Raw genomic sequence first — 19775 nt, forward strand, 5'->3', positions numbered from 1 at the left:
TGCCGTGCCGCCGCCTACCGGTTGGCGACGGCCTGCTTGACCAGCGTCTTGCCGAAGTCCCACATCAGGCCGCCGCCGTCGTGGGCGTCGTCCATCACCGCGGTGAAGGCGGTGACGAAGCGGTCCGCGTCGGCCTCGGTGAACACCAGCGGCGGGATCAGCTTGATGACCTCGATGTGGTCGCCGGAGACCTGGGTGAGGATGTGGTGCCGCTGCAGCAGCGGGACGACGACCATCTGCGCGAACAGCCCCTTGCGGGCCGCCTGCAGCATCGTCCAGCGGCTGCGCAGGCCCAGCGACTTGGGCCGGCCGAACTCGACGGCGACCATCAGCCCGCGTCCGCGGACCTCCTTGAGCATCTCGTACCGGTCGGTGAGTCCGGCCAGCCGGGTGCGCAGCAGGTCGCCGACCCGGCGGGAGTTCTCCACCAGCTGCTCGTCCTCGATCACGGACAGGCTCGCCAGACCGGCGGCCATCGCCTGGTTGTTGGAGCCGAAGCTGGCGGAGTGGACCAGCACCCGGTCCATCGAGGAGTAGACCTTCTTGAAGATCCAGTCCTTGCCGAGGGTCGCGCCGACCGGCACGTAGCCGCCGGACAGCGCCTTGGCCACGGTGACCAGGTCCGGTTCGACGTCCTCCTGCTCGTACGCCCAGAAGGTGCCGGTGCGGCCGAGGCCGGTCTGCACCTCGTCGCAGATCAGCAGCGCCTTGTGCTTGCGCAGCAACTCCTGGGCGGCGCGCAGGAATCCCGGCGGCATCAGGTACACGCCGTGGCCCTGGATCGGCTCCACGATGAGCGCCGCCACGTCGCCGCGCTTGAGTTCGCGGGCCAGCGCGTCGAGGTCGCCCAGGGCGATCGCCGTGTCCGGCAGCAGCGGCGCGAAACCGTCCTGGAAGCCGGGTTCGCCGTTGACCGACAGCGAGCCCGTGGTCAGGCCGTGGAAGGAGTGGGTGCAGTACAGGACGCGGGGCTTGCCGGTGGCGTACCGGGCGAACTTCAGCGCGGTCTCGACGGCTTCGGTTCCGCTGTTCCCGAAGAACACCCGGTCCAGGTGCGGGGTGTGGGCGAGTAGCTTCTCGGCGAGCAGGCCGGGCAGTGGCTGGCAGTCGAAGCGGGTGAGGTCGGGCAGGCCGGCGTCCAGTACGTCGTGCAGCGCCTTGCGTACCACCGGGTGGTGCCGGCCCAGGCCCTGGACGCCGAACCCGGCGAGCATGTCGAGGTAGTCGTTGCCTTCGGCGTCCCAGAAGTGGGCGCCCTCGGCCCGCTCGTAGTACCGGTCGAACCCGATCGTGTGCAGCATGCGCGGCAGTTGGTGGTTGAGGTACCGCGCGTGCAGGTCGTAGCGCTCACCGCCGCGTTCGGCGAGCAGCGTCGCCAGGTCGAAGCCCTTGGGCCGGCCCGCCGGGTCCTGCTCGCCGGAGTCCTGTCCGCCGGCGTCCCGCCCGGGCGCCGCGTCAGAGGCTGTCATCGCTCACCTGCTCCTTGCGTACGTGGATCCGCTCCGAAGTATGCGCGGGCCGCGCGGGTGCCGGGACGGCGGGGTCGACGGCCGCGGCGGTGCGCGGGCGGCCGGCGGCGGGGACGGCGGCGTGGCCCGCGGCGCGCCCGGTGACGCGGGTCAGGGCCGCGCCGATGCCGCCGGCGATCTCCGCCGGGGTGAGGCCGATGTCGGCCAGGATCTCGCCGCGCTTGGCGTGCGAGAGGAACTGGTTGGGGATGCCGAAGTCGCGCAGCGGCACGTCCACACCGGCGTCGCGCAGCGCCTGCGCGATCGCGGAACCGACGCCGCCGGCCCGGCCGTTGTCCTCCACCACCGCCACCAGCCGGTGTGCGGCGGCCAGTTCGGGCAGCGCGGGGTCGACGGGCTTGACCCAGCGCGGGTCCACCACGGTCACCTCGATGCCGCGCTCGGTGAGGAGTTCGGCCGCGGTCAGGCAGGTCGCGCCGAGCGCGCCGACGGCGACCAGCAGCACGTCGGCCTGCTGCCCGCCGGCGGGCCGGTGCAGGACGTCCATGCCGCCGATCCGGCCGACCGCCGGCAGCGGTGCGCCCGCGGTCTCCTTGGGGAAGCGGACGACGGTGGGCGCGTCCTCGACCGCGACGGCCTCGCGCAGCTGGGCCCGCAGCTGGTCGGCGTCGCGCGGCGCGGCGATCCGCAGGCCGGGGACGACCTGGAGGATCGACATGTCCCACATGCCGTTGTGCGACGCGCCGTCCACACCGGTGACCCCGGCCCGGTCCAGGACGAAGGTGACCCCGCACCTGTGCAGCGCCACGTCCATCAGCACCTGGTCGAACGCCCGGTTGAGGAACGTCGCGTACACCGCGACGACCGGGTGCAGCCCGCCGGTGGCCAGGCCCGCGGCGGACGTGGCGGCGTGCTGCTCGGCGATGCCGACGTCGAAGACCCGCTCGGGGTGGGCCCTGGCGAACGCCTCCAGGCCGACCGGCTGCAGCATCGCCGCGGTGATCGCGACGACGTCGGGCCGCTCCTCGCCGATGCGGACCATCTCGTCGCTGAACACCGAGGTCCACGAGGGTCCCTGGGAAGGTGACAGCGGCAGGCAGGTCAGCGGGTCCATCGCGCCCACCGTGTGGAAGCGGTCCGCCTCGTCCTGCTCGGCCGCCGGGTAGCCGCGGCCCTTCTCGGTCAGGCAGTGCACCAGCACCGGGCCGTGGAAGCGGCGGGCGCGGCGCAGCGCGGACTCCACGGCGGCGATGTCGTGGCCGTCGATCGGGCCGAGGTACTTCAGGCCCAGGTCCTCGAACATGCCCTGCGGCGCGAAGGCGTCCTTGAAGCCCTTCTTGGCGCCGTGCAGCGACTCGTACAGCGGCCGGCCGACCACCGGCGTCTGCTGCAGGACCTGCTTGCCCCAGGACAGGAAGCGCTCGTAGCCGTCGGTGGTGCGCAGCGTCGCCAGGTGGTTGGCGAGGCCGCCGATGGTGGGGGCGTAGGAGCGCTCGTTGTCGTTGACCACGATGATCAGGGGGCGGTCCCGGGCGGCGGCGATGTTGTTCAGCGCCTCCCAGGCCATGCCGCCGGTCAGCGCGCCGTCGCCGATCACCGCGACGACCCGGTCGCTGCAGTGCCGCACCTCGTTGGCCTTGGCCAGGCCGTCGGCCCAGCCCAGCACGGTCGAGGCGTGGCTGTTCTCGATCACGTCGTGCTCGGACTCGTCCCGCGACGGGTAGCCGGACAGGCCGCCCTTGCTGCGCAGCTTGGAGAAGTCCTGGCGCCCGGTGAGGAGCTTGTGGACGTAGGCCTGGTGGCCGGTGTCCCACAGGATCCGGTCGGCCGGCGAGTCGAAGACGCGGTGCAGCGCGATGGTCAGCTCCACCACGCCGAGATTGGGTCCCAGATGGCCACCGGTTCTGGCCACTGCCTGGACGAGGAACTGCCTGATGTCGGCGGCGAGTTCGTCGAGCCGGCCCTCGGGCAGCGCCTTCAGGTCGCGTGGGCTGTGGATGTTCTCCAGCGTCGACATGTGCAGACCTCGTTCCCTGCCGGATGTGCGGTGTGTCCCCTGACGTCCCCGTGTGGCCCCCGTGTACCCCTTGGCGGGTACGCGCGCGGGTCACCGGTACGGCGTTGCCGCCGCCGGTGACCCGTACGCGTCCAGCCGATCAGCCGCTCACCGGCGGGGTCACTTCGCGCGGTTCGACGCGACGGTCTCCCGGGCGGCGCGCAGGGACTCCTTCAGGGAGCCCATGGTGGCCAGGACGGCGGTCGGCTCGTAGCCGCAGTGCGCCATGCAGTTGTCGCACCGCTCGTCCTTGCCGCGGCCGTACTTGTCCCAGTCGGTCTTCTCGATCAGCTCCTGGTAGGTGGGCACGTAGCCGTCTGCCATCAGGTAGCAGGGGCGCTGCCAGCCGAACAGCGAGTAGTTCGGGATCGCCCAGGCGGTGCAGGGGAAGTCGGCCTTGCCCTCGAGGAAGTCCAGGAAGAGCGGGCTGTGGTTGAGCCGCCACTTGCGGCGGTTGCCGTCGCCGAACGCCTTCTTGAACAGCTCGCGGGTCTGCTCCACGCCCAGGAAGTGCTCCTGGTCGGGGGCCTTCTCGTAGGCGTAGGCGGGCGACAGCATCATCTCGTCGACCTGCAGGTCGTCATTGAGGAAGTTGAGCACCTCGATGATCGTCTGCGGGGTGTCGGTGTTGAAGAAGGTCGAGTTGGTGGTGACGCGGAAACCGCGGCGCTTGGCCTCCTTGATCGCCTCCACCGCCTCGTCGAAGGTGCCTTCCTTGGCCACCGACTCGTCGTGCCGCTCGCGCATGCCGTCGATATGAACGGTAAAGGCAAAGTAAGGAGACGGCGTGAATTTGTCGATCTTCTTACGGAGCAGCAGGGCGTTGGTGCACAGGAAGACGTACTTCTTGCGGGCCACCAGCTGGCGGACGATCTCGTCGATCTGGGGATGCATCAACGGCTCGCCGCCCGCGATGGACACCATCGGCGCACCCGACTCCAGCACCGCGCCGACGGCCTGGGCCACCGGCATGCGCTGCTTGAGCACCCCGGCGGGGTGCTGGATCTTGCCGCAGCCCTCACATTTCAGGTTGCAGGCGAAGAGCGGTTCGAGTTCGACGATGAGCGGGAACTTTTCGCGGCGCCGGACCATTTTCTGTTCGAAGAGGTACGACGCGACACGGACGGTCTGACGGAGCGGCATAGCCATCTAGCTCACCTCCAGGGGAGCGCGGTAGTGCGGTGCCATTCGAGAAAGGCGGGAACAAGATCTCTGAGCACCCGGAAAGCGAGGATCCCGGTGCGAAGCGTGCCGACCCGGACGAGTTCGAACTCGGGCGTGTCGACGACCACGCGGGCCGCCGCGACACGGTGCGCCCCCTCGGCGAGGGCGGCGCGGCGCATCGCGGCCGACTCCATGTCCACGGCGATGGCACCGGCCGCCGCGAGAGCGGTGCGCTCGGCGCCCCGCACGACATGGTCGGACTCCGCCAGGGTGCCGGTGTGCACGGTGTGGCCGGTGTCCGCGAGGGCGGTCTTGAGCGCGGCGGCCAGCGCCTGGCTCTCGTGCCCGTCATCGGCGACGACGACGTCCCCCGGCCGCATGCCGGGCGCGAGCCCGGCGCAGAAGCCGGTGGTCAGGACGGCGGCGTCGGCGTGGTGCGGATCGTGCAGGGCAGCACGGACGGCCCGGTCCGCGGCCTTCGGCCCCATGCCGGTACGCAGCACGGTGACCTCCTCCGCGGAGCTCCTGGCCGCGCCCCTGCGCAGCGCGAACCGCTCGATGCGCAGGGCGCACACCACCAGCAGCGGCGGCTGGGTACGACCCACGAACTAGGCTCCCTTCTCGACGGCGACATGGGCGGCGCCGGCGGTTCCGAAGGGCTCGGAGCGCACGTAGCGGCCGAGCGCGGTGAGCGGGAACACCATCCGGTACAGGTGGTAGTTGATCGAGAAGTCCCGCGGGAAACCGGTACCCGTGAAGTACGGCTCGTCCCAGGAACCGTCCTCCAGCTGGGTGTCCACCAGCCAGCGCACCCCGCGGGTGACGGCGTCGTTGTCCCGTTCCCCGGCCGAGAGCAGCGCGAGCAGCGCCCACGCCGTCTGCGACGGCGTGGAGTGGCCGCGGCCGATCCACTCGGTGTCGGAGTACGACCGCAGGTCCTCGCCCCAGCCGCCGTCCGCGTTCTGCACCGACTCCAGCCAGCCGACGGCCTTGCGGATCGCCGGGTGGGACGCGGGCAGCCCCGCGGAGGCCAGCGCGGGCACGGCGGAACCCGTGCCGTAGATGTAGTTGACCCCCCAGCGCCCGAACCAGGCGCCGTTCTCCTCCTGCTCCGACAGCAGCCAGGCGATGCCGCGCTGCGTGTGCGGGTCGTTCTCCAGGCCGAGGGCGGCCATCATCTCCACCACGTGCGCCGTCACGTCGGCCGACGGCGGGTCGATGACCTCGCCGAAGTCGCAGAACGGCAGCCGGTTGGGGAACGGGCTGGTGTTGTCGGCGTCGAAGGCGCCCCAGGCGCCGTTCCTGGACTGCATGCCGACGTTCCAGCGGACCGCGCGGTCGATCGCGGAGTCCACCTGCGCCTGGTCGGGGTGGGCCACCCGGCGCAGCGCCAGCACCACTTCCGCGGTGTCGTCGATGTCCGGGTAGTTGTCGTTGTGGAACTCGAAGGCCCAGCCGCCGGGCGCCAGCTGCGGGCGCTGCACGGACCAGTCGCCGGGCCGGGTGATCTGCTCCCCGAGCATCCAGTCCGCCGCCTTCACCAGCCCCGGGTGGTCCGCCGGCAGCCCGGCGTCGGCGAGCGCGATGGCGGCCAGGCAGGTGTCCCACACCGGCGACTGGCACGCCTCGATCATCCGCACGCCGTCCTCGGGCCACACGGCGAAACGATCCAGCGACTCGAGTCCTGCCTTGAGAACCGGGTGGTCGAGGTCGTAGCCGAGCAGATGGAGGGCGATCACCGAGTACACCGCGGGCGGCTGGATACCGCCCCAGCAGCCGTCCGCCTCCTGGCGCTCGATGATCCAGCGGGCGCAGGCGTTCATCGCCGAGCGGCGCACCGGGCGCGGAGTGAACCGGCGGTAGACGTGCAGCGCCTGGTCGAGGCGCTGGAAGATGCCGTCCCAGGTGGTGATCGGGGCCTTGCGGCGCTTGGGGTTGGGCGCGGCCGGGTCGATGTGCAGCTCGTCGATGCCGAAGGGCGTGGGGCGGACCGGGCGGTGGGCGCCGACCACGGTCAGCGGCACGATGGTCTGCCGTGCCCAGCAGCCGAACGAGTAGATGTTCAGCGGCATCCACTTGGGCAGGTAGATGATCTCCGGCGGCAGTTCCGGCAGGTCCTCCCAGCTCCACCAGCCGAACAGGGCCAGCCAGATCCGGGTGAAGACCCGGCTGGCGGCGACCCCGCCCTCGGCGCGCGACCACTTGGCGGCCAGCTGCATGTGGGCCTCGTCCGGGTCGTCCCCGGCCAGCCGCAGTGCCACGTAGGCCTCGATGGTGGCGGACAGGTCGCCGGGGCCGCCGTGGAAGGTCGGCCAGGCGCCGTCCTCGCGTTGCTGCGAGCGGATCCAGCGGGCGGAGGCGGCCGTGACCTCGGGGTCGCTGATGCCGAGGAACTGGCGGAGCATCAGGTCCTCGGCATCCATGGTCACATTGGTTTCGAGGTCGCCCTTCCACCAGCCGTCAGGGTGCTGCCGTGCCAGAAGGTGGTCTGCGGCGCGCTGCACGGCACGCTGCGCCGCCGCCTCGGGTCCGCCGGTGGGAACAGGGTCCGGCGCCGAGGTGCTGCTGGCCGAAGGTGTCCGGTGGGTTGGCGTCCCTGGACTGCCATCGGTCGTCGCTGTCATGGCTTCCCCTTTGCAGTTGAGACTTCTGCGGTGTTGGGGCGGCCGTCGGCCGTCACATGCGAGGGTCGGGCGACGTCATGCGCTCCACGTTGTTGCTGTTGCTTCTCCTGCTACTTCTCGCGGACCACCACAAAATCCGCAAGACCGACCAGCTTGTCGTGCACATCTTCCGGCATGCCCACGCTGTCCAGCGCGGCAATGGCGGTCGCGTACTGCCTGCGGGCTTCCTGGGACGTCCACTCGCGACCACCGGCCTCTTCGATCAACGCCGCGCGCATGGCGAACTCTTCCTCGCTGAAGGCATCGTTTTCCGGATTCTTCGCGTCGGCGGCCAGCAGTTCACCCAACCGCTCCGACGCGGAGCCGCCCGCGGCCAGCGCGGCGACGACCGGAAGAGACTTCTTGCGCTGCCGCAGGTCGCTCCAGGTCTGCTTGCCGGTGGTCGCCGGGTCGCCCCAGATGCCCAGCAGGTCGTCGATCGCCTGGAACGCCAGCCCCAGGTGGTAGCCGTAGTCCTCCAGCGCGTCGGCGTCGGCCTCGCTGGCCCCGCCGAGCACCGCGCCGATGGAGGAGGCGCAGGCCAGCAGGGCGCCGGTCTTGTTGCCCTCCATCTCCAGGCACTCCTCGACGGTGACCCGCTCGCGGTGCTCGAAGGAGATGTCCTGCGCCTGGCCGTCGATCAGCTTGCGGGTGGCGGTGGTCAGCCGGCGGGTGGCCCGCCCGGCGTCGACCGTGCCCTGCTCCAGCAGGATCTCGTTGGCGAGCGCGAACAGTGCGTCGCCGACCAGGATCGCCTGGGCCGGGCCGTGCACCTTCCAGACCGTGTCACGGTGGCGGCGCTGCTCGTCACCGTCCATCAGGTCGTCGTGCAGCAGCGAGAAGTTGTGGACGAGCTCCACCGCCACGGCGCCGGGCACGCCCGTCTCGGCGGGAGCCCCCGCGGCCTGGGCGGACAGCAGCGCCAGCGCCGGGCGCACGGCCTTGCCGCCGTCGCCCTCGGCCGGGCGGCCGGCCTGGTCGATCCAGCCGAAGTGGTATGCGGCGACGGTGTCCATCGGGGGAACGAGGCGGGCCACTGCGGCGCGGAGGACGGGGGTGGTCAGGATGCGGCCGTTTTCCAGCAGCGCGATGACGCTGTCAGCGGTCACGTTGTCTCCTCTTGTTGCACCAATTGCACTCATGCCGCCTCCAGGACGCCGTTGTCGTACGGAAGACCCAGGGTGGACAGGGCTTCCCGGGACGCCTGGAGCCCGCTGCGCACCGCGCTTTCCATGGTCGCGGGCCAGCCGGTGGCGGTCCACGCCCCGGCCAGGAACAGGCAGGGGTCGCCGGTGACCGGTCCAGGACGCAGCGCACCGACTCCCGGCGCGGGCGCGAAGGTCGCGGTCCGCTCCCGGGTGACGAAGAAGTCGCGGACCTCCGCGCCGCGCGCGGCCGGCAGCACGCGCGCGATCTCGGGCAGGTAGCGGTCGCGCAGGGTGGCGACCGGCAGGTCGATCTCGTCCTGGACGGCGGACTGGGACACGGCCACGTACTGGCCGCCGCCGGTCAGTCCGGAGCTTGCGGTGCGGTCGAAGATCCACTGGACAGGGCTGCCGACAGCCGCGACGAACGGCTGGTCGAGCACCTGTCTGTCGTAGATCACATGGACATTGAGGATCGGCGCGGTACCGATCCGCAACAGCTTTTCCGGCTCCTTCACAGCACCTTCGGGCAGCAGCGCGTGCGCCTCGCGCTGAGGGACCGCCAGCACCACGGTGTCGGCGGCCAGTTGCTCCGCGCGGCCCGGGCCGGTCTCCACGGTCACCTGGCGCTGCCCGCCCTCGCCGTCGATCGCGCTCGCGCGCGTGCGCAGCAGGACCGTGACCCCGGCGGCCTCCAGGGCCGCGGTCGCGCGGCCGTGGTGGAGGTCGCCGAGCGGCGCCGACGCCCAGCCGATGTCGGCGGCCCCGGGGTCGGACAGCAGGCCGGTCTTGAAGACCTTCGCGGCCAGGCCCAGCGAGGCCTCGCCCGCGGTGGCGTTCAGGGTGGCCACGCCGACCAGGTCCCACAGGGCCTCGATGGTGCGGTCGGACTGGCCGCGCGCGGCGAGCCAGCTGCCGAAGTCGGTGCGGTCCAGCGCCGGGTCGTCCAGGTCCAGGCCGCGCAGCGCCAGCGCGGCGCGGCCGACCGAGGCCCGCTCGCGCAGCGACAGGTGCGGGTAGCGGGCGAGGCTGGCGGCCAGGTGCAGCGGCACCGGCAGCGCGGCCCGGCTGAGCCGCCCGGCGCGCCCGGTGTCGGCGTCGACCACCGGGACCTCCAGGCGCTCCTGAAGGGTCACCAGGTCGCGGGCGGCGATCCGGTCGAGGAACCACTGGTAGGCGGTGCAGCAGCGCAGGAAGACGTGCTGCCCGTTGTCGACCGACAGGGCGCCGCGCTTGAAGGAGAAGGCCAGACCGCCGAGCCGGGGCCGGGCCTCGGTGAGCGTCACCTGCATTCCGGCGTCGGCCAGGGCCAGCGCGGCGGTGGTGCCGGCCAGCCCGCCGCCGACCACCACGGCACGGCGGCGCGCGCCGCCGCCGGCCGGCGCGCCGGAGGCCGGCCGGTCGTCGTCGGTGCTGCTCTGCGTGGTGGTCATGCGCCCTCCCGTCGGGCTGCGCCCCGCGGGGTGCAGCTGGCCGTCGCGGAAAGTGACGCGATGCGCGTCGCCTGGGTTGCCTGGTCGTGGAGCTTCCGTGTTGCGGTGTCCGCGCCCTCGCGGATGGGTGTCACACGTCGCTCCGTGGGCCGTGCGCGGTACGGCGGGCGTCGACACCGGCGAGGCCGCGGACCGCGACGTACGCCTTCTCCCGCCCGGGCAGCGACACCCGGCCGCGCAGTATCGCCAGCGGGTCGGCGGCGATCCTCTCCAGCAGGCGGCGGTAGATGCCGGCCATGGCGGCGACGCAGGCGCCGCTCCTGCGGTCCAGCATCGGCAGCAGCCGGTAGCCGGTGGCGAACAGCTGGCGGGCGCGGCGCACCTCGTACTCCACCAGACCGGTGAAGTCGGAGCCCGGCGGCGGCGTGTCGCCGTGGAACCCGTCCGCGCAGCCGAACTTGGCCAGGTCCTCGGCGGGCAGGTACGTGCGCCCGTTCCCGGCGTCCTCGCGGACGTCCCGGAGGATGTTGGTGAGCTGCAGGGCGAGGCCGAGCGTGTCGGCGTATTCGGCGGCACGTTCATGATCGTGCCCATTCACGGTGCCGAAAACGCCCAGGGAGAGCCTTCCGATCGCTCCTGCCACACATCGGCAGTAGACGGCCAGTTCGTCCCAGGTCTCGTAGGTTTCACCCCGAACGTCCATCTGGACGCCGTCGATGAGTTCGTCGAGGCCGTCGAGCGGCAGCCGGAACCGGGCGCCGGCGTCGGCCAGCGCCACCGCGACCGGGTCGACGTCGTCCTCGGCGACGTCGCCCTCGCGGATCCGGACCAGCACCTCGCGGGTGGCCTCGAGCCGCCGCACCTTCTCCGCGGTGTCCAGCTCGCCGTCGCCGATGTCGTCGACGCGGCGCGAGAAGGCGTACAGCGCGGACATGGCCTGCCGCTTGGCGGTGGGCAGCAGGCGGATCCCGTAGGCGAAGTTGCGGGCCTCGTGTCCGGTCACGACCTCGCAGTACCGGTAAGCGGCATGCACCAGCCCGGACGTGTGGGCGGAACCGTTCATGGTCCGGCTCACCCCTCTCTTCGCAATGTCGACCCCACCTCGCGCAGCAGCCCGGGCTTGGTGGCCTTGGGCGAACCGGCCAGGACGTCGTGGCCGGCCGACTCGACCGCCTTGAGCGCGGCGCGACCACCACCGACGAACCCGGCGAGCAGTAGCCGAAGCCTTCCTCGGACGCTACCCACCAGGGGGGTGCCTTCATCCAACAGGTCCCGGGCGCGGCCCGCCTCGAAGGCGACCAGCTCGCGCACCCGGCTGTTCGCGCTGGGGGCGGCGAGGTCCGCCTCCTCCACCGCGAAACGTTTCATGTCCGCAGCCGGAAGGTAGATCCGGTCGCGGCCGAGGTCCTCGGCCACGTCCTGCAGGTGCTCGACGATCTGCAGTGCGGTGCACACGGCGTCGGAGCGGCGGATCCGTTCGGGCGTGGAGGTGCCGGTGATGGACAGCACCAGCCGGCCGACCGGATTGGCCGACAGCTCGCAGTAGGCGAGCAGGTCTTCGTAGGTGGCGTAGCGCGTGACGTGCTGGTCCTGCCGGTTGGCGCCGATCAGGCCCAGGAACGGTTCGGGGGTCAGGCGGTGGCGCCGCACGGTGGGGCGCAGGGCGAGCAGCAGGGGGTGGCCGGGGGTGCCGCCGTCGAAGACCCGCCGCAGGTCGGCCTCGAAGGCGTCAAGCATGGCGGTGCGGTCGCCGGCGTCCTCCGCGGACAGGCCCAGGCGCACGGCGTCGTCGCGCCCGCCGTTGGCGAGGTCGCCGTCGCCGATGTCGTCCACCAGGCGGGCGAACCCGTAGACGGCCATGAGGTCCTGACGCCAGGCGCGCGGAAGGAACACCGGTGCCACGGGGAAGTTCTCGCGCGCGGCCTTGTCCAGGACGGCCCGGGACGAGTCGTCCCCGGTCACTGTGCGGATCCCGGTACGCAGGCGGCGAGCGTGCCCCGGCACAGCATGGTCCCGATCTTCATGGCCGCCACATCCCCCGTTCTACACCGCCCGGACGAATCTTCCCATTTCGGACACGCCGCACCGGGAGTCGCGCACACCCCGTCTCGCTCATGACCCAGGCACCGAGTACCGGTACAGCTTACGTCCGGGCAGCTACCGGCGTACGCCGGGGGCGTGACAGGGGTGGTCGCGGCATCCGTTGCGCCACCCAACCATTTCAACGCACCACCCCCGCCGGATCATCCGGCGGGGGTGGTGGTTTTCGGCAACAGTACGGTCAAGAACGGATGAAGCTGAGGTCACTTCCCGCTGTGCGCCTCGTACGCCTTGATGACGTCGTCGGTCGGACCGTCCATCAGCAGCTCGCCCTTCTCCAGCCACACCACCCGGTCGCAGGTGTCGCGGATGGAGTTGTTGTTGTGGCTCACCAGGAAGACGGTGCCGGCCTCCTGGCGCAGTTCGCGGATCCGCGCCTCCGAGCGCCGCTGGAACGCGCGGTCGCCGGTGGCCAGCGCCTCGTCGATCATCAGCACGTCGTGGTTCTTGGCCGCGGCGATGGAGAACCGGAGCCGGGCCGCCATGCCGGAGGAGTACGTGCGCATCGGCAGCGAGATGAAGTCGCCCTTCTCGTTGATGCCCGAGAAGTCGACGATCTGCTGGTACCGCTGGTTGACCTCTTCCTGGGACATGCCCATCGCGAGGCCGCCGAGCAGCACGTTGGTGCTGCCGGTCAGGTCGTTCATCAGCGCCGCGTTGACGCCCAGCAGGGACGGCTGGCCGTCGGTGTAGATCTTGCCGCGCTCGGGCGGGAGCAGGCCGGCGATCGCCCGCAGGATCGTGGACTTGCCCGATCCGTTGGAGCCGATGATCCCGATCGCCTCGCCGCGGTAGGCGGTGAAGCTGACGCCCTTGACCGCGTGCACCCGGCGGATGTTCGGGTTCGCCTTCCGGGACAGCAGCCGGGCCAGGGCCGAGGTCGCGCTGCCCTTGCCGGTGCCGGCGCCGTAGACCGTGTAGACGATGTGCACGTCGTCGACGATCACGGTGGGGACGGGGGCGCCCGCCGCAGGGGTGGCGTCCGCGACGGTCTGCTGCTCAGCCACGGCCATAGGACTCTTCAGCCTTCCAGAAGTAGACGTATCCTCCGACGCCGACCAGCACCGCCCAGCCCACGGCACTCACCCAGATGTGCGGCGGGAGCTGCGCGGAGGTGACGCTGTCGATCAGCGCGAAGCGCATCAGGTCGATGTAGACCGCGGCCGGGTTGATGTCCAGCAGGATCCGCACGATGTGCGGGGCCTTCGCGGCCAGGTTCGAGATGCTGTACATCACACCGGACATGTACATCCAGGTCCGGAGTATGAACGGCATCAGCTGGGCGAGGTCCGTCATCTTACTGCCGAGCCGGGCCATGATGAGCGCCAGGCCGGTGTTGAAGACCCACTGCGTCAGCAGGGCCGGGACCATCAGGAACCAGGACGCGTCCGGCACCTCGCCGGTCATCAGCACGATCGCCACCAGCACGAACATCGACATCATCAGCTGCTGGAGCTGCATGAGCGTGAACGCCACCGGCATCGAGGCGCGCGGGAAGTGCAGCGCCCGGATCAGCCCGAGGTTACCGGAGATCGCGCGCACGCCGCTGAGGACCGAGTTCTGCGTGAACGTGAAGATGAAGATGCCGGTGACCAGGTAGGCGATGAAGTTGTCGATGCCCTTGCTGGTGCCGATGAGCAGACCGAAGATCAGGTAGTACACGGCCGCGTTGAGGAGCGGCGTCATCACCTGCCACAGCTGTCCCAGGCGGGCCTGGGTGTACTGGGCGGCGGTTCGTGCCTTGGCGAACTCGTTGATGAAATGTCGCCGGCCCCACAGCTGTCGGGTGTACTCCGCCAGCCCGGGCCGGGCGCCACTGACGGTCAGGCCGTACTTGGCCGCCAGCTGGGAGGGGCTGAGGCCGTCGTCGGCCGAAGGGGCCGGCAGGGCCCCGACGGCGACCGCACCATCGTGCGTTGTCTCGCTCACAGTTGACACTTTCGTCCTCAAGGTGCGCTCCGGGAGGCAGGGGGGTTCCCGGACTGCGCCTGATGCTCTCAGGTCTGAGCTTGTCAGATGATCGGGGGTCGGCCTAGCCGGGTCAACCGCCAGACCGTTCGCCATCGCATGGGCCGGCGTTCACCGCACGGGGTGCGCCACCCCTCGCGGAATCCGCCGAGCCAGGCGCGCAGCGCCGGACGTGACGGACGTCGCACCAGGGTCAGTGCGAACCACACGCCGAGGTACACCGGGACCAGCGGCCACGGCAGGTTGCGTCGCGCCAGCCACACCCGGTTGCGGGCCACCAGCCGGTGGTAGACCGCGTGCCGGGCGGGGGACGTGGCCGGATGGTGCAGCACGAGGTCGGAGCGGTAGTCGATCAGCCAGCCCGCGTCAAGAGCACGCCAGGCCAGATCCGTCTCCTCGTGGGCGTAGAAGAACTCCGCGGGCAGCGCGCCGACCTGCTGGATGACGCGGGTGCGCACCGCGCTGGCCCCGCCGAGGAAGGTGGTCACCCGCGAGTTGCGCATCGGGTCGGCGGCCCGCAGCCGCGGCACGTGCCGCCGCTGCGTGACGCCGGTCTCCGGGTCGGCGATCCGGAAGCTGACGATGCCCAGCTGCGGGTCCTCCTCGAACGCGCGGCGCACCAGTTCACCGGTGTCGTCGCCGGGCAGCAGCCCGTCGTCGTCGAGGAACAGCAGGACGTCGACGTCCCGGCCGCCCGGCCCGAACAGCTCGATGCCGACGTTGCGGCCGCCGGGGATGCCGAGGTTCTCCGGGACCTCCGCGGTGCGCAGCCCGCCGGGCAGCGCGGCGAGCGGGGGCAGCGGCGAACCGTTGCCGACCACGGCCACCTCGATGGCCGGGCCCTGCTGCTTGGCGACCGAGTCCAGCAGGTCCTGCAGCTCGGCGGGCCGGTTGCCCATGGTGATGATGACCGCGCCGACCTTCAGCGGCGTCCCCGGCGTACTCACTTCAGCCTGCTCGACGCGAGGACGGACACCAGGTGGAGCAGCGTCTGCAGCATGGCGATCGCGGCGAGCACCGCGACGCCGAGCCGGGTGAAGAACAGGTCGCCGTGGATCTGGTCCAGTATCGCCAGCAGCAGGATCAGCAGGGACGCCTCGACGCCGAGCACCAGCCGGTGGAACTTCAGCGCGGCGGCGGCCCGGCGGGCCAGCGCCACCCCGGAGGAACGCGGCTCGGACGCCGCCTCCTTGACGGGGGGCAGCCCGCCCTGGTGGCGGGCCACGCCGACCAGGTCGGTCTCGGCCTTGATCAGCACCGCGCCCAGCGCGGCGAGGGTGCCCAGGAACGCCCACAGCCAGTCGATCCGGCCGTCGCCGAACAGGTCGGCGGCCCGCAGACCGAGGCCGACGAGCACCGCCGCGTCGCACAGGTACGCGCCGACCCGGTCCAGGTACACACCGCTGAGCGAGAACTGCTGCTTCCAGCGCGCGATCTCACCGTCGACGCAGTCCAGGAGCAGGTACAGCTGCACCATGAGCACACCGAGTACGGCGCCCGCGATCCCGGGCACCAGCAGTGCCGGGGCGGCGAGCACGCCGAAGACGGTCATGAGGTACGTCAGCTGATTGGGCGTGATGCGGGTGAGCACCAGGTGCCGGTCTATGCGGAGGGAGAGCTCCCGCATGTAGAGCCGGCCGGCCCAGTGCTCGCCGCTGCGCCGGTCCTTGACCCCCGGGGGGTGAACGACCGGGCGCAGTTCAGCTACTGATGGCTTTGGCATAGTCGGCGTACGCGTCTCTGATCTCGGTGTCGGACAGGTCCAGGTGTTCCAGGATCGTGTAGCGGCCGGGGCGGGTCTGCGGTGCGTAGCGCACCACCTCGACGAACTCCGGGTCGGTGAAGCCGGTGTCGGAGGCGAGCACCGGCAGGCCGTGCCGGCGCAGCACCTCCGCGATCAGCCCGGCCTGCTCGGTCGCGCCGCGCAGGTGCATGGCGAACGCGGCGCCCAGTCCGGCGCCCTCGCCGTGCGCCGGCGCCCGCTGCGGGAAGAGCAGGTCGAAGGCGTGCAGGATCTCGTGGCACGCGCCGGACGCCGGGCGGCTGTCGCCGCTCACCGACATCGCGATGCCGGAGAGCACCAGCGCCTCGGCGAGCGTGGTGAGGAAGTCGTCGTCGCCGATGCCGCCGGTGTGCCGCAGCACGGCCTCGCCCGCGGTGCGGGCCATGGCCGCGGCCAGGCCGTCGATGCGCTCGCCGGTCTCCCGGTGCGACAGCTCCCAGTCGGCGATCGCGTTGATGTTGGAGACGGCGTCGCCGATGCCCGAGCGCACGAAGCGGGCGGGCGCCTGGCGCACCACGTCGAGGTCGATGACCAGCGCGATCGGCGAGGGGACGCCGTAGGAGCCGCGGCCGTTGTCGTTGTCCAGGGTGGCCACGGGCGAGCAGATGCCGTCGTGGGAGAGGTTGGTGGCGACCGCGACCAGCGGCAGCCCGACCCGGGCGGCGGCGTACTTCGAGGCGTCGATGATCTTGCCGCCGCCGAGCGCCACCACCGCGTCGTAGCGGCTGCCGCGCATCGCGTCGGCGAGCTTGACGGCCGCGTCGATGCTGCCGCCGCCGACCTCGATCCAGTCCGCGCCGGGCAGGGTGGCCGAAAGTCGCTCCCGCAGTGCGGCGCCGGAGCCGCGGCTGATCGCCACGGCCAGCCGGCCGAAGCTGGAGATGCGCTGGTCGGCGAGGAGCGTGCCGAGGCCGTCCAGCGCGCCCGGCCTGATGTCGACGACGACCGGCGACGGGACGAGCCGGGTCAGTACCGGCATGCGATCTCCCTGCCCTTGGCGAGGTCCTCGTGGTTGTCGATCTCCACCCAGGACACCTCGCCGATGGGCGCGACGTCGATGGTGAAGCCGCGGTCGACCAGCTCCTGGTAGCCGTCCTCGTAGTAGAGGTCGGGGTCCCGCTCGAAGGTCGCCTTGAGCGCGTCGGCCAGTTCGGCGGCGGCGTCGCCCTCGATGAGGGTGACGCCGATGTACTCGCCGGTGGCCTCGGCGGGGTCCATCAGCTTGGTGATCCGGCGCACGCCCTTGCCGGGCTCGGCGACGACCTTCATCTCCTCGTCGGCGAGCTTCTTGACGGTGTCCAGCGCCAGGATGATCCGCCGCCCCTCACCGCGGGCGGCGAGCAGCGTCCGCTCCACCGACACCGGGTGGACCGTGTCGCCGTTGGCGAGGATCACGCCGTCCTTGAGGGCGTCGCGGGCGCACCACAGGGAGTAGGCGTTGTTCCACTCCTCCGCCTTGTCGTTGTCGATCAGGGTCAGGCGCACGCCGTACTTGGCCTCCAGCGCCTCCTTGCGCGCGTAGACCGCCTCCTTGCGGTACCCGACGACGACCGCGACCTCGGTCAGCCCGATCTCGGCGAAGTTCGCGAGGGTGAGGTCGAGCACGGTGAGGCTCTCCCCGCCGGCTTCGGCTCCGTCCGTCCCTCCCGCCCTTTCGACCACCGGCACCAGCGCCTTCGGCAGGGTGTCGGTGTAGGGACGCAGACGGCGGCCGGCGCCGGCCGCCAGCACGAGGCCGATCATGCGGGTTCTCCTGATTCGTCGTGGACGGCGGGCGCACCCGCCCGGTGGGCGGACACCCAGAAGCGGATGCTCTCGGTCAGGACCAGCAGCGCGAGGGCGACGGCGAGGACCGTCAGCGCCACGGTGAGTCCCGTGTGGTGCGCGAGAGCGGCCGCGAGGACGGCCACCAGCAGTGCCCGGCCCTCGTGCCCGCCGGCCGCCCGCACCAGGGCCCGAGGCGGCGCCCCGGTGCCGCCGCGGATGCGGTACACCGTGTCGTAGTGATGGTAGGCGACCGCCGCCACCAGGCCGAAAGCAGCGGGCAACGCCCCGTTTACCCCTGAGATGGCAGAAAGGGCCAGCAGGGTTCCGTATTCGGCGGCCCGGAAGAAGGGCGGCACCAGCCAGTCGAGCGCGCCCTTGAGCGGGCGGGCCACGGCCAGCCCGGACGTGACGACGTAGACGGCGGCGGCCGCGACCACCCACCAGCTGCCCGCGGGCGCCAGCGCGGCGGTCGCCACCAGCACGCCGCCGCCGGCCAGCGCGACCGCGGGCGGAGCGAAGGCGGGCAGCCGGGCGGCCAGCGGGCGGGCGGCACCGGCCACGGCCTCGGCCAGCGGGCCGCTGTCCGCCAGGTCGTGGAGGGCCTGCGCGGCCCGGTCGGTCCGGCCGGCCCTGCGGGTCAGCGAGCGCAGCACCCGCCCTGCGGTGGTGTAGCAGGCGGCCAGCGCGCAGCCGACGAGCAGCACCACGAAGGTGATCCTGGGCGTGGTGACCGCGGTCAGCACCGCTATCAGGGCCCAGCGCTCGCCGATCGGCAGCACGATCATCCGGCGCACCCAGACCGTCCAGCCGACGCTGTCCAGCCGGTCGGAGAGGGCCGCGGTGGGGCTGGTGTTGCCGGTCGCGTCGTGGTTGGCCTCGGTGAACGCGAAGTCGACGACGTGCCGGCAGGTCTGCAGCACCATCGCGCCCAGGGCCAGCGCCCACACGTCGTCGCCGCCGCGGGCCGCGCCCAGCGCGAGACCCGCGTAGTAGGCGTACTCCTTGGCCCGGTCGAAGGTCGCGTCGAGCCAGGCGCCGAGCGTGGAGTACTGCAGCGAGTAGCGGGCCAGCTGGCCGTCGGTGCAGTCGAGCACGAAGGAGGCGATGAGCAGCACGCCGGCCGCGACGAACCCGGCGCGGGTGCCGGTCGCCGCGCACCCGGCAGCGATCAGCGCCACCAGCAGCGAGGCGGTGGTGACCTGGTTGGGCGTGAGCCCTCGGCGCGCGCACCAGCGGGCGACGTAGCGCGAGTAGGGGCTGATGAAGTGGGTGGTGAAGAAGCCGTCGCGCGCCTTGACGGCGCTGCGCAGCCGCACCGACTCCTCGTCGACCGCGCCGACGGCGGCGGTGGCCGCCGCGTGCGCGTCCGCGTCGGCGGGCACGGTGGCGACCAGCACGCCGAGCTCCGGCCGGTGCGGGGCGGCGCCCTCGGTGTCGAGGGCCGCGGCCACCGCGTCGGGCAGCACGCCGGCGCGCCCGGCCGGGTCGCCGGCCGCCTGGCCGGAAACGGTCCCGGAGGCACCGGGTGCGTCGGCCAGCGCGGTGCCGGTCTGGTGGCCGCCGGCCGCGCTGACGGCTGCCGGGGCGCCGGCGGCGAGTCCGCCGAGCGCCCGGACGAGGGCCGGGCGGGCCTTGGCCTGCACCGAGACGGCGCCCGGTACGGCGGCGGCGTCGAAGCGCGGGTCGGTCAGCGCCAGCCGCAGCGCGTGCCGGTGGCCGACGAACCGCGGGTCGACCAGCGCGACCCGGTCCGCGGCGGGGACGGCGGCCAGCCGGGCCGCGGCGTCCGCGGCGTCCACGGCCTCGGTGACCTGGAACCCCAGCGCCCGCAGGTCGTCCGCGAGCGGAGACGGCGCCCCGGCGGCGGGCGGGCCGGTGAGAATAGCGGTCGGCAGAGGAACCCACTCCCTGGAAGCGTGCGGAGGCGTGCCCGCGGGGCCGCCCGTTGAGGCGGGGCCGGGCCGGACACGACGGCGAGGCTATCGGATTCACGACGGCAGGCGTTCACTGCCTGTTCGCCTGAACGTGGCACCCCTGGTGTGATCATCATCTCGGATCACCCCCACCAGGGACAACGCCCCTGCACGCTGAGCCGTCCGGGGGATGTCCCCGCCAGGTCGCCTGACACCCGCCGCGGGGTCCGTCGCCGCAGCTCACCGCACATGACAATGGTCTCCAGTACCGGCTTGCCCACGGTGCGTGACCGGTGTTGACTGGGCCGCCGCAC

Annotated in this window: 16 protein-coding genes; all 16 read right to left on the reverse strand. The window is 71.9% G+C overall.

Annotated features, from left to right (window positions below):
• Positions 1 to 14: 14 nt before the first annotated feature.
• Complete coding sequence (locus tag ACH4TG_RS17775; RefSeq protein WP_398243241.1) at positions 15 to 1469, reverse strand: aspartate aminotransferase family protein; 1455 nt, start codon at positions 1467 to 1469, stop codon at positions 15 to 17.
• Positions 1456 to 3486 carry a 1-deoxy-D-xylulose-5-phosphate synthase gene (gene dxs, locus ACH4TG_RS17780; protein WP_398243242.1) on the reverse strand — a complete coding sequence of 677 codons (2031 nt, stop codon included), beginning with the start codon at positions 3484 to 3486 and terminating at the stop codon, positions 1456 to 1458. Before dxs ends, ACH4TG_RS17775 begins: the two co-directional genes overlap by 14 nt.
• 159 nt (positions 3487 to 3645) lie before the next feature.
• Positions 3646 to 4674 (reverse strand): adenosyl-hopene transferase HpnH, encoded by a 1029-nt coding sequence (hpnH, locus tag ACH4TG_RS17785; RefSeq protein ID WP_398243243.1) that lies wholly within the window; start codon positions 4672 to 4674, stop codon positions 3646 to 3648.
• Positions 4675 to 4679: 5 nt separating this feature from the next.
• Positions 4680 to 5294: a 1-hydroxy-2-methyl-2-butenyl 4-diphosphate reductase gene (locus tag ACH4TG_RS17790; RefSeq protein WP_398243244.1), complete on the reverse strand. Its 615-nt coding sequence runs from the start codon at positions 5292 to 5294 to the stop codon at positions 4680 to 4682.
• A 3-nt stretch (positions 5295 to 5297) separates the two neighbouring features.
• Positions 5298 to 7313, reverse strand: coding sequence for a squalene--hopene cyclase (gene shc, locus ACH4TG_RS17795; protein ID WP_398243245.1), 2016 nt, complete (start codon positions 7311 to 7313; stop codon positions 5298 to 5300).
• Positions 7314 to 7423: 110 nt separating this feature from the next.
• Positions 7424 to 8494: a polyprenyl synthetase family protein gene (locus ACH4TG_RS17800; protein WP_398243246.1), complete on the reverse strand. Its 1071-nt coding sequence runs from the start codon at positions 8492 to 8494 to the stop codon at positions 7424 to 7426.
• Positions 8491 to 9930, reverse strand: a complete 1440-nt coding sequence (hpnE, locus tag ACH4TG_RS17805) for a hydroxysqualene dehydroxylase HpnE (RefSeq protein WP_398243247.1) — start codon at positions 9928 to 9930, stop codon at positions 8491 to 8493. Before hpnE ends, ACH4TG_RS17800 begins: the two co-directional genes overlap by 4 nt.
• 130 nt (positions 9931 to 10060) lie before the next feature.
• The gene (gene hpnD / locus ACH4TG_RS17810) at positions 10061 to 10993 is read right to left on the reverse strand and encodes a presqualene diphosphate synthase HpnD (protein ID WP_398243248.1); all 933 of its coding nucleotides are present in this window, start codon (positions 10991 to 10993) and stop codon (positions 10061 to 10063) included.
• A gap of 8 nt (positions 10994 to 11001) precedes the next feature.
• A complete protein-coding gene (gene hpnC, locus ACH4TG_RS17815) occupies positions 11002 to 11892 on the reverse strand; it encodes a squalene synthase HpnC (protein ID WP_398243250.1) in 891 nt (296 codons plus the stop codon).
• Positions 11893 to 12233: 341 nt separating this feature from the next.
• On the reverse strand, positions 12234 to 13043 hold the full coding sequence (locus ACH4TG_RS17820) for an ABC transporter ATP-binding protein (RefSeq protein ID WP_398243251.1): 810 nt from the start codon (positions 13041 to 13043) through the stop codon (positions 12234 to 12236).
• A complete protein-coding gene (locus ACH4TG_RS17825; protein WP_398243252.1) occupies positions 13030 to 13959 on the reverse strand; it encodes an ABC transporter permease in 930 nt (309 codons plus the stop codon). The genes ACH4TG_RS17820 and ACH4TG_RS17825 overlap by 14 nt, the downstream gene beginning before the upstream one ends.
• A gap of 83 nt (positions 13960 to 14042) precedes the next feature.
• Positions 14043 to 14897, reverse strand: a complete 855-nt coding sequence (locus tag ACH4TG_RS17830; RefSeq protein ID WP_398243456.1) for a glycosyltransferase family 2 protein — start codon at positions 14895 to 14897, stop codon at positions 14043 to 14045.
• Between the two features lie 44 nt (positions 14898 to 14941).
• Entirely contained in the window at positions 14942 to 15721 is a 780-nt protein-coding gene (locus tag ACH4TG_RS17835) for a CDP-alcohol phosphatidyltransferase family protein (RefSeq protein WP_398243253.1), read from the reverse strand.
• Positions 15699 to 16760, reverse strand: a complete 1062-nt coding sequence (locus ACH4TG_RS17840) for an iron-containing alcohol dehydrogenase family protein (protein WP_398243254.1) — start codon at positions 16758 to 16760, stop codon at positions 15699 to 15701. The genes ACH4TG_RS17835 and ACH4TG_RS17840 overlap by 23 nt, the downstream gene beginning before the upstream one ends.
• A complete protein-coding gene (locus ACH4TG_RS17845) occupies positions 16748 to 17524 on the reverse strand; it encodes a sugar phosphate nucleotidyltransferase (RefSeq protein ID WP_398243255.1) in 777 nt (258 codons plus the stop codon). The genes ACH4TG_RS17840 and ACH4TG_RS17845 overlap by 13 nt, the downstream gene beginning before the upstream one ends.
• Positions 17521 to 19443, reverse strand: coding sequence for a DUF5941 domain-containing protein (locus tag ACH4TG_RS17850; RefSeq protein ID WP_398243457.1), 1923 nt, complete (start codon positions 19441 to 19443; stop codon positions 17521 to 17523). Before ACH4TG_RS17850 ends, ACH4TG_RS17845 begins: the two co-directional genes overlap by 4 nt.
• Between the last annotated feature and the right edge of the window lie 332 nt (positions 19444 to 19775).

It is taken from the genome of Streptomyces sp. NPDC020917 (assembly GCF_044333795.1).
Lineage (GTDB): Bacteria > Actinomycetota > Actinomycetes > Streptomycetales > Streptomycetaceae > Actinacidiphila.

Coding starts and splice junctions, on each gene's coding strand:
- ACH4TG_RS17775 (WP_398243241.1), bottom strand. CDS start 1,469: ATGACAGCCTCTGACGCGGCGCCCGGGCGGGACGCCGGCGGACAGGAC.
- dxs (WP_398243242.1), bottom strand. CDS start 3,486: ATGTCGACGCTGGAGAACATCCACAGCCCACGCGACCTGAAGGCGCTG.
- hpnH (WP_398243243.1), bottom strand. CDS start 4,674: ATGGCTATGCCGCTCCGTCAGACCGTCCGTGTCGCGTCGTACCTCTTC.
- shc (WP_398243245.1), bottom strand. CDS start 7,313: ATGACAGCGACGACCGATGGCAGTCCAGGGACGCCAACCCACCGGACA.
- ACH4TG_RS17800 (WP_398243246.1), bottom strand. CDS start 8,494: ATGAGTGCAATTGGTGCAACAAGAGGAGACAACGTGACCGCTGACAGC.
- hpnE (WP_398243247.1), bottom strand. CDS start 9,930: ATGACCACCACGCAGAGCAGCACCGACGACGACCGGCCGGCCTCCGGC.
- hpnD (WP_398243248.1), bottom strand. CDS start 10,993: ATGAACGGTTCCGCCCACACGTCCGGGCTGGTGCATGCCGCTTACCGG.
- ACH4TG_RS17820 (WP_398243251.1), bottom strand. CDS start 13,043: ATGGCCGTGGCTGAGCAGCAGACCGTCGCGGACGCCACCCCTGCGGCG.
- ACH4TG_RS17830 (WP_398243456.1), bottom strand. CDS start 14,897: ATGGGCAACCGGCCCGCCGAGCTGCAGGACCTGCTGGACTCGGTCGCC.
- ACH4TG_RS17835 (WP_398243253.1), bottom strand. CDS start 15,721: ATGCCAAAGCCATCAGTAGCTGAACTGCGCCCGGTCGTTCACCCCCCG.
- ACH4TG_RS17840 (WP_398243254.1), bottom strand. CDS start 16,760: ATGCCGGTACTGACCCGGCTCGTCCCGTCGCCGGTCGTCGTCGACATC.
- ACH4TG_RS17845 (WP_398243255.1), bottom strand. CDS start 17,524: ATGATCGGCCTCGTGCTGGCGGCCGGCGCCGGCCGCCGTCTGCGTCCC.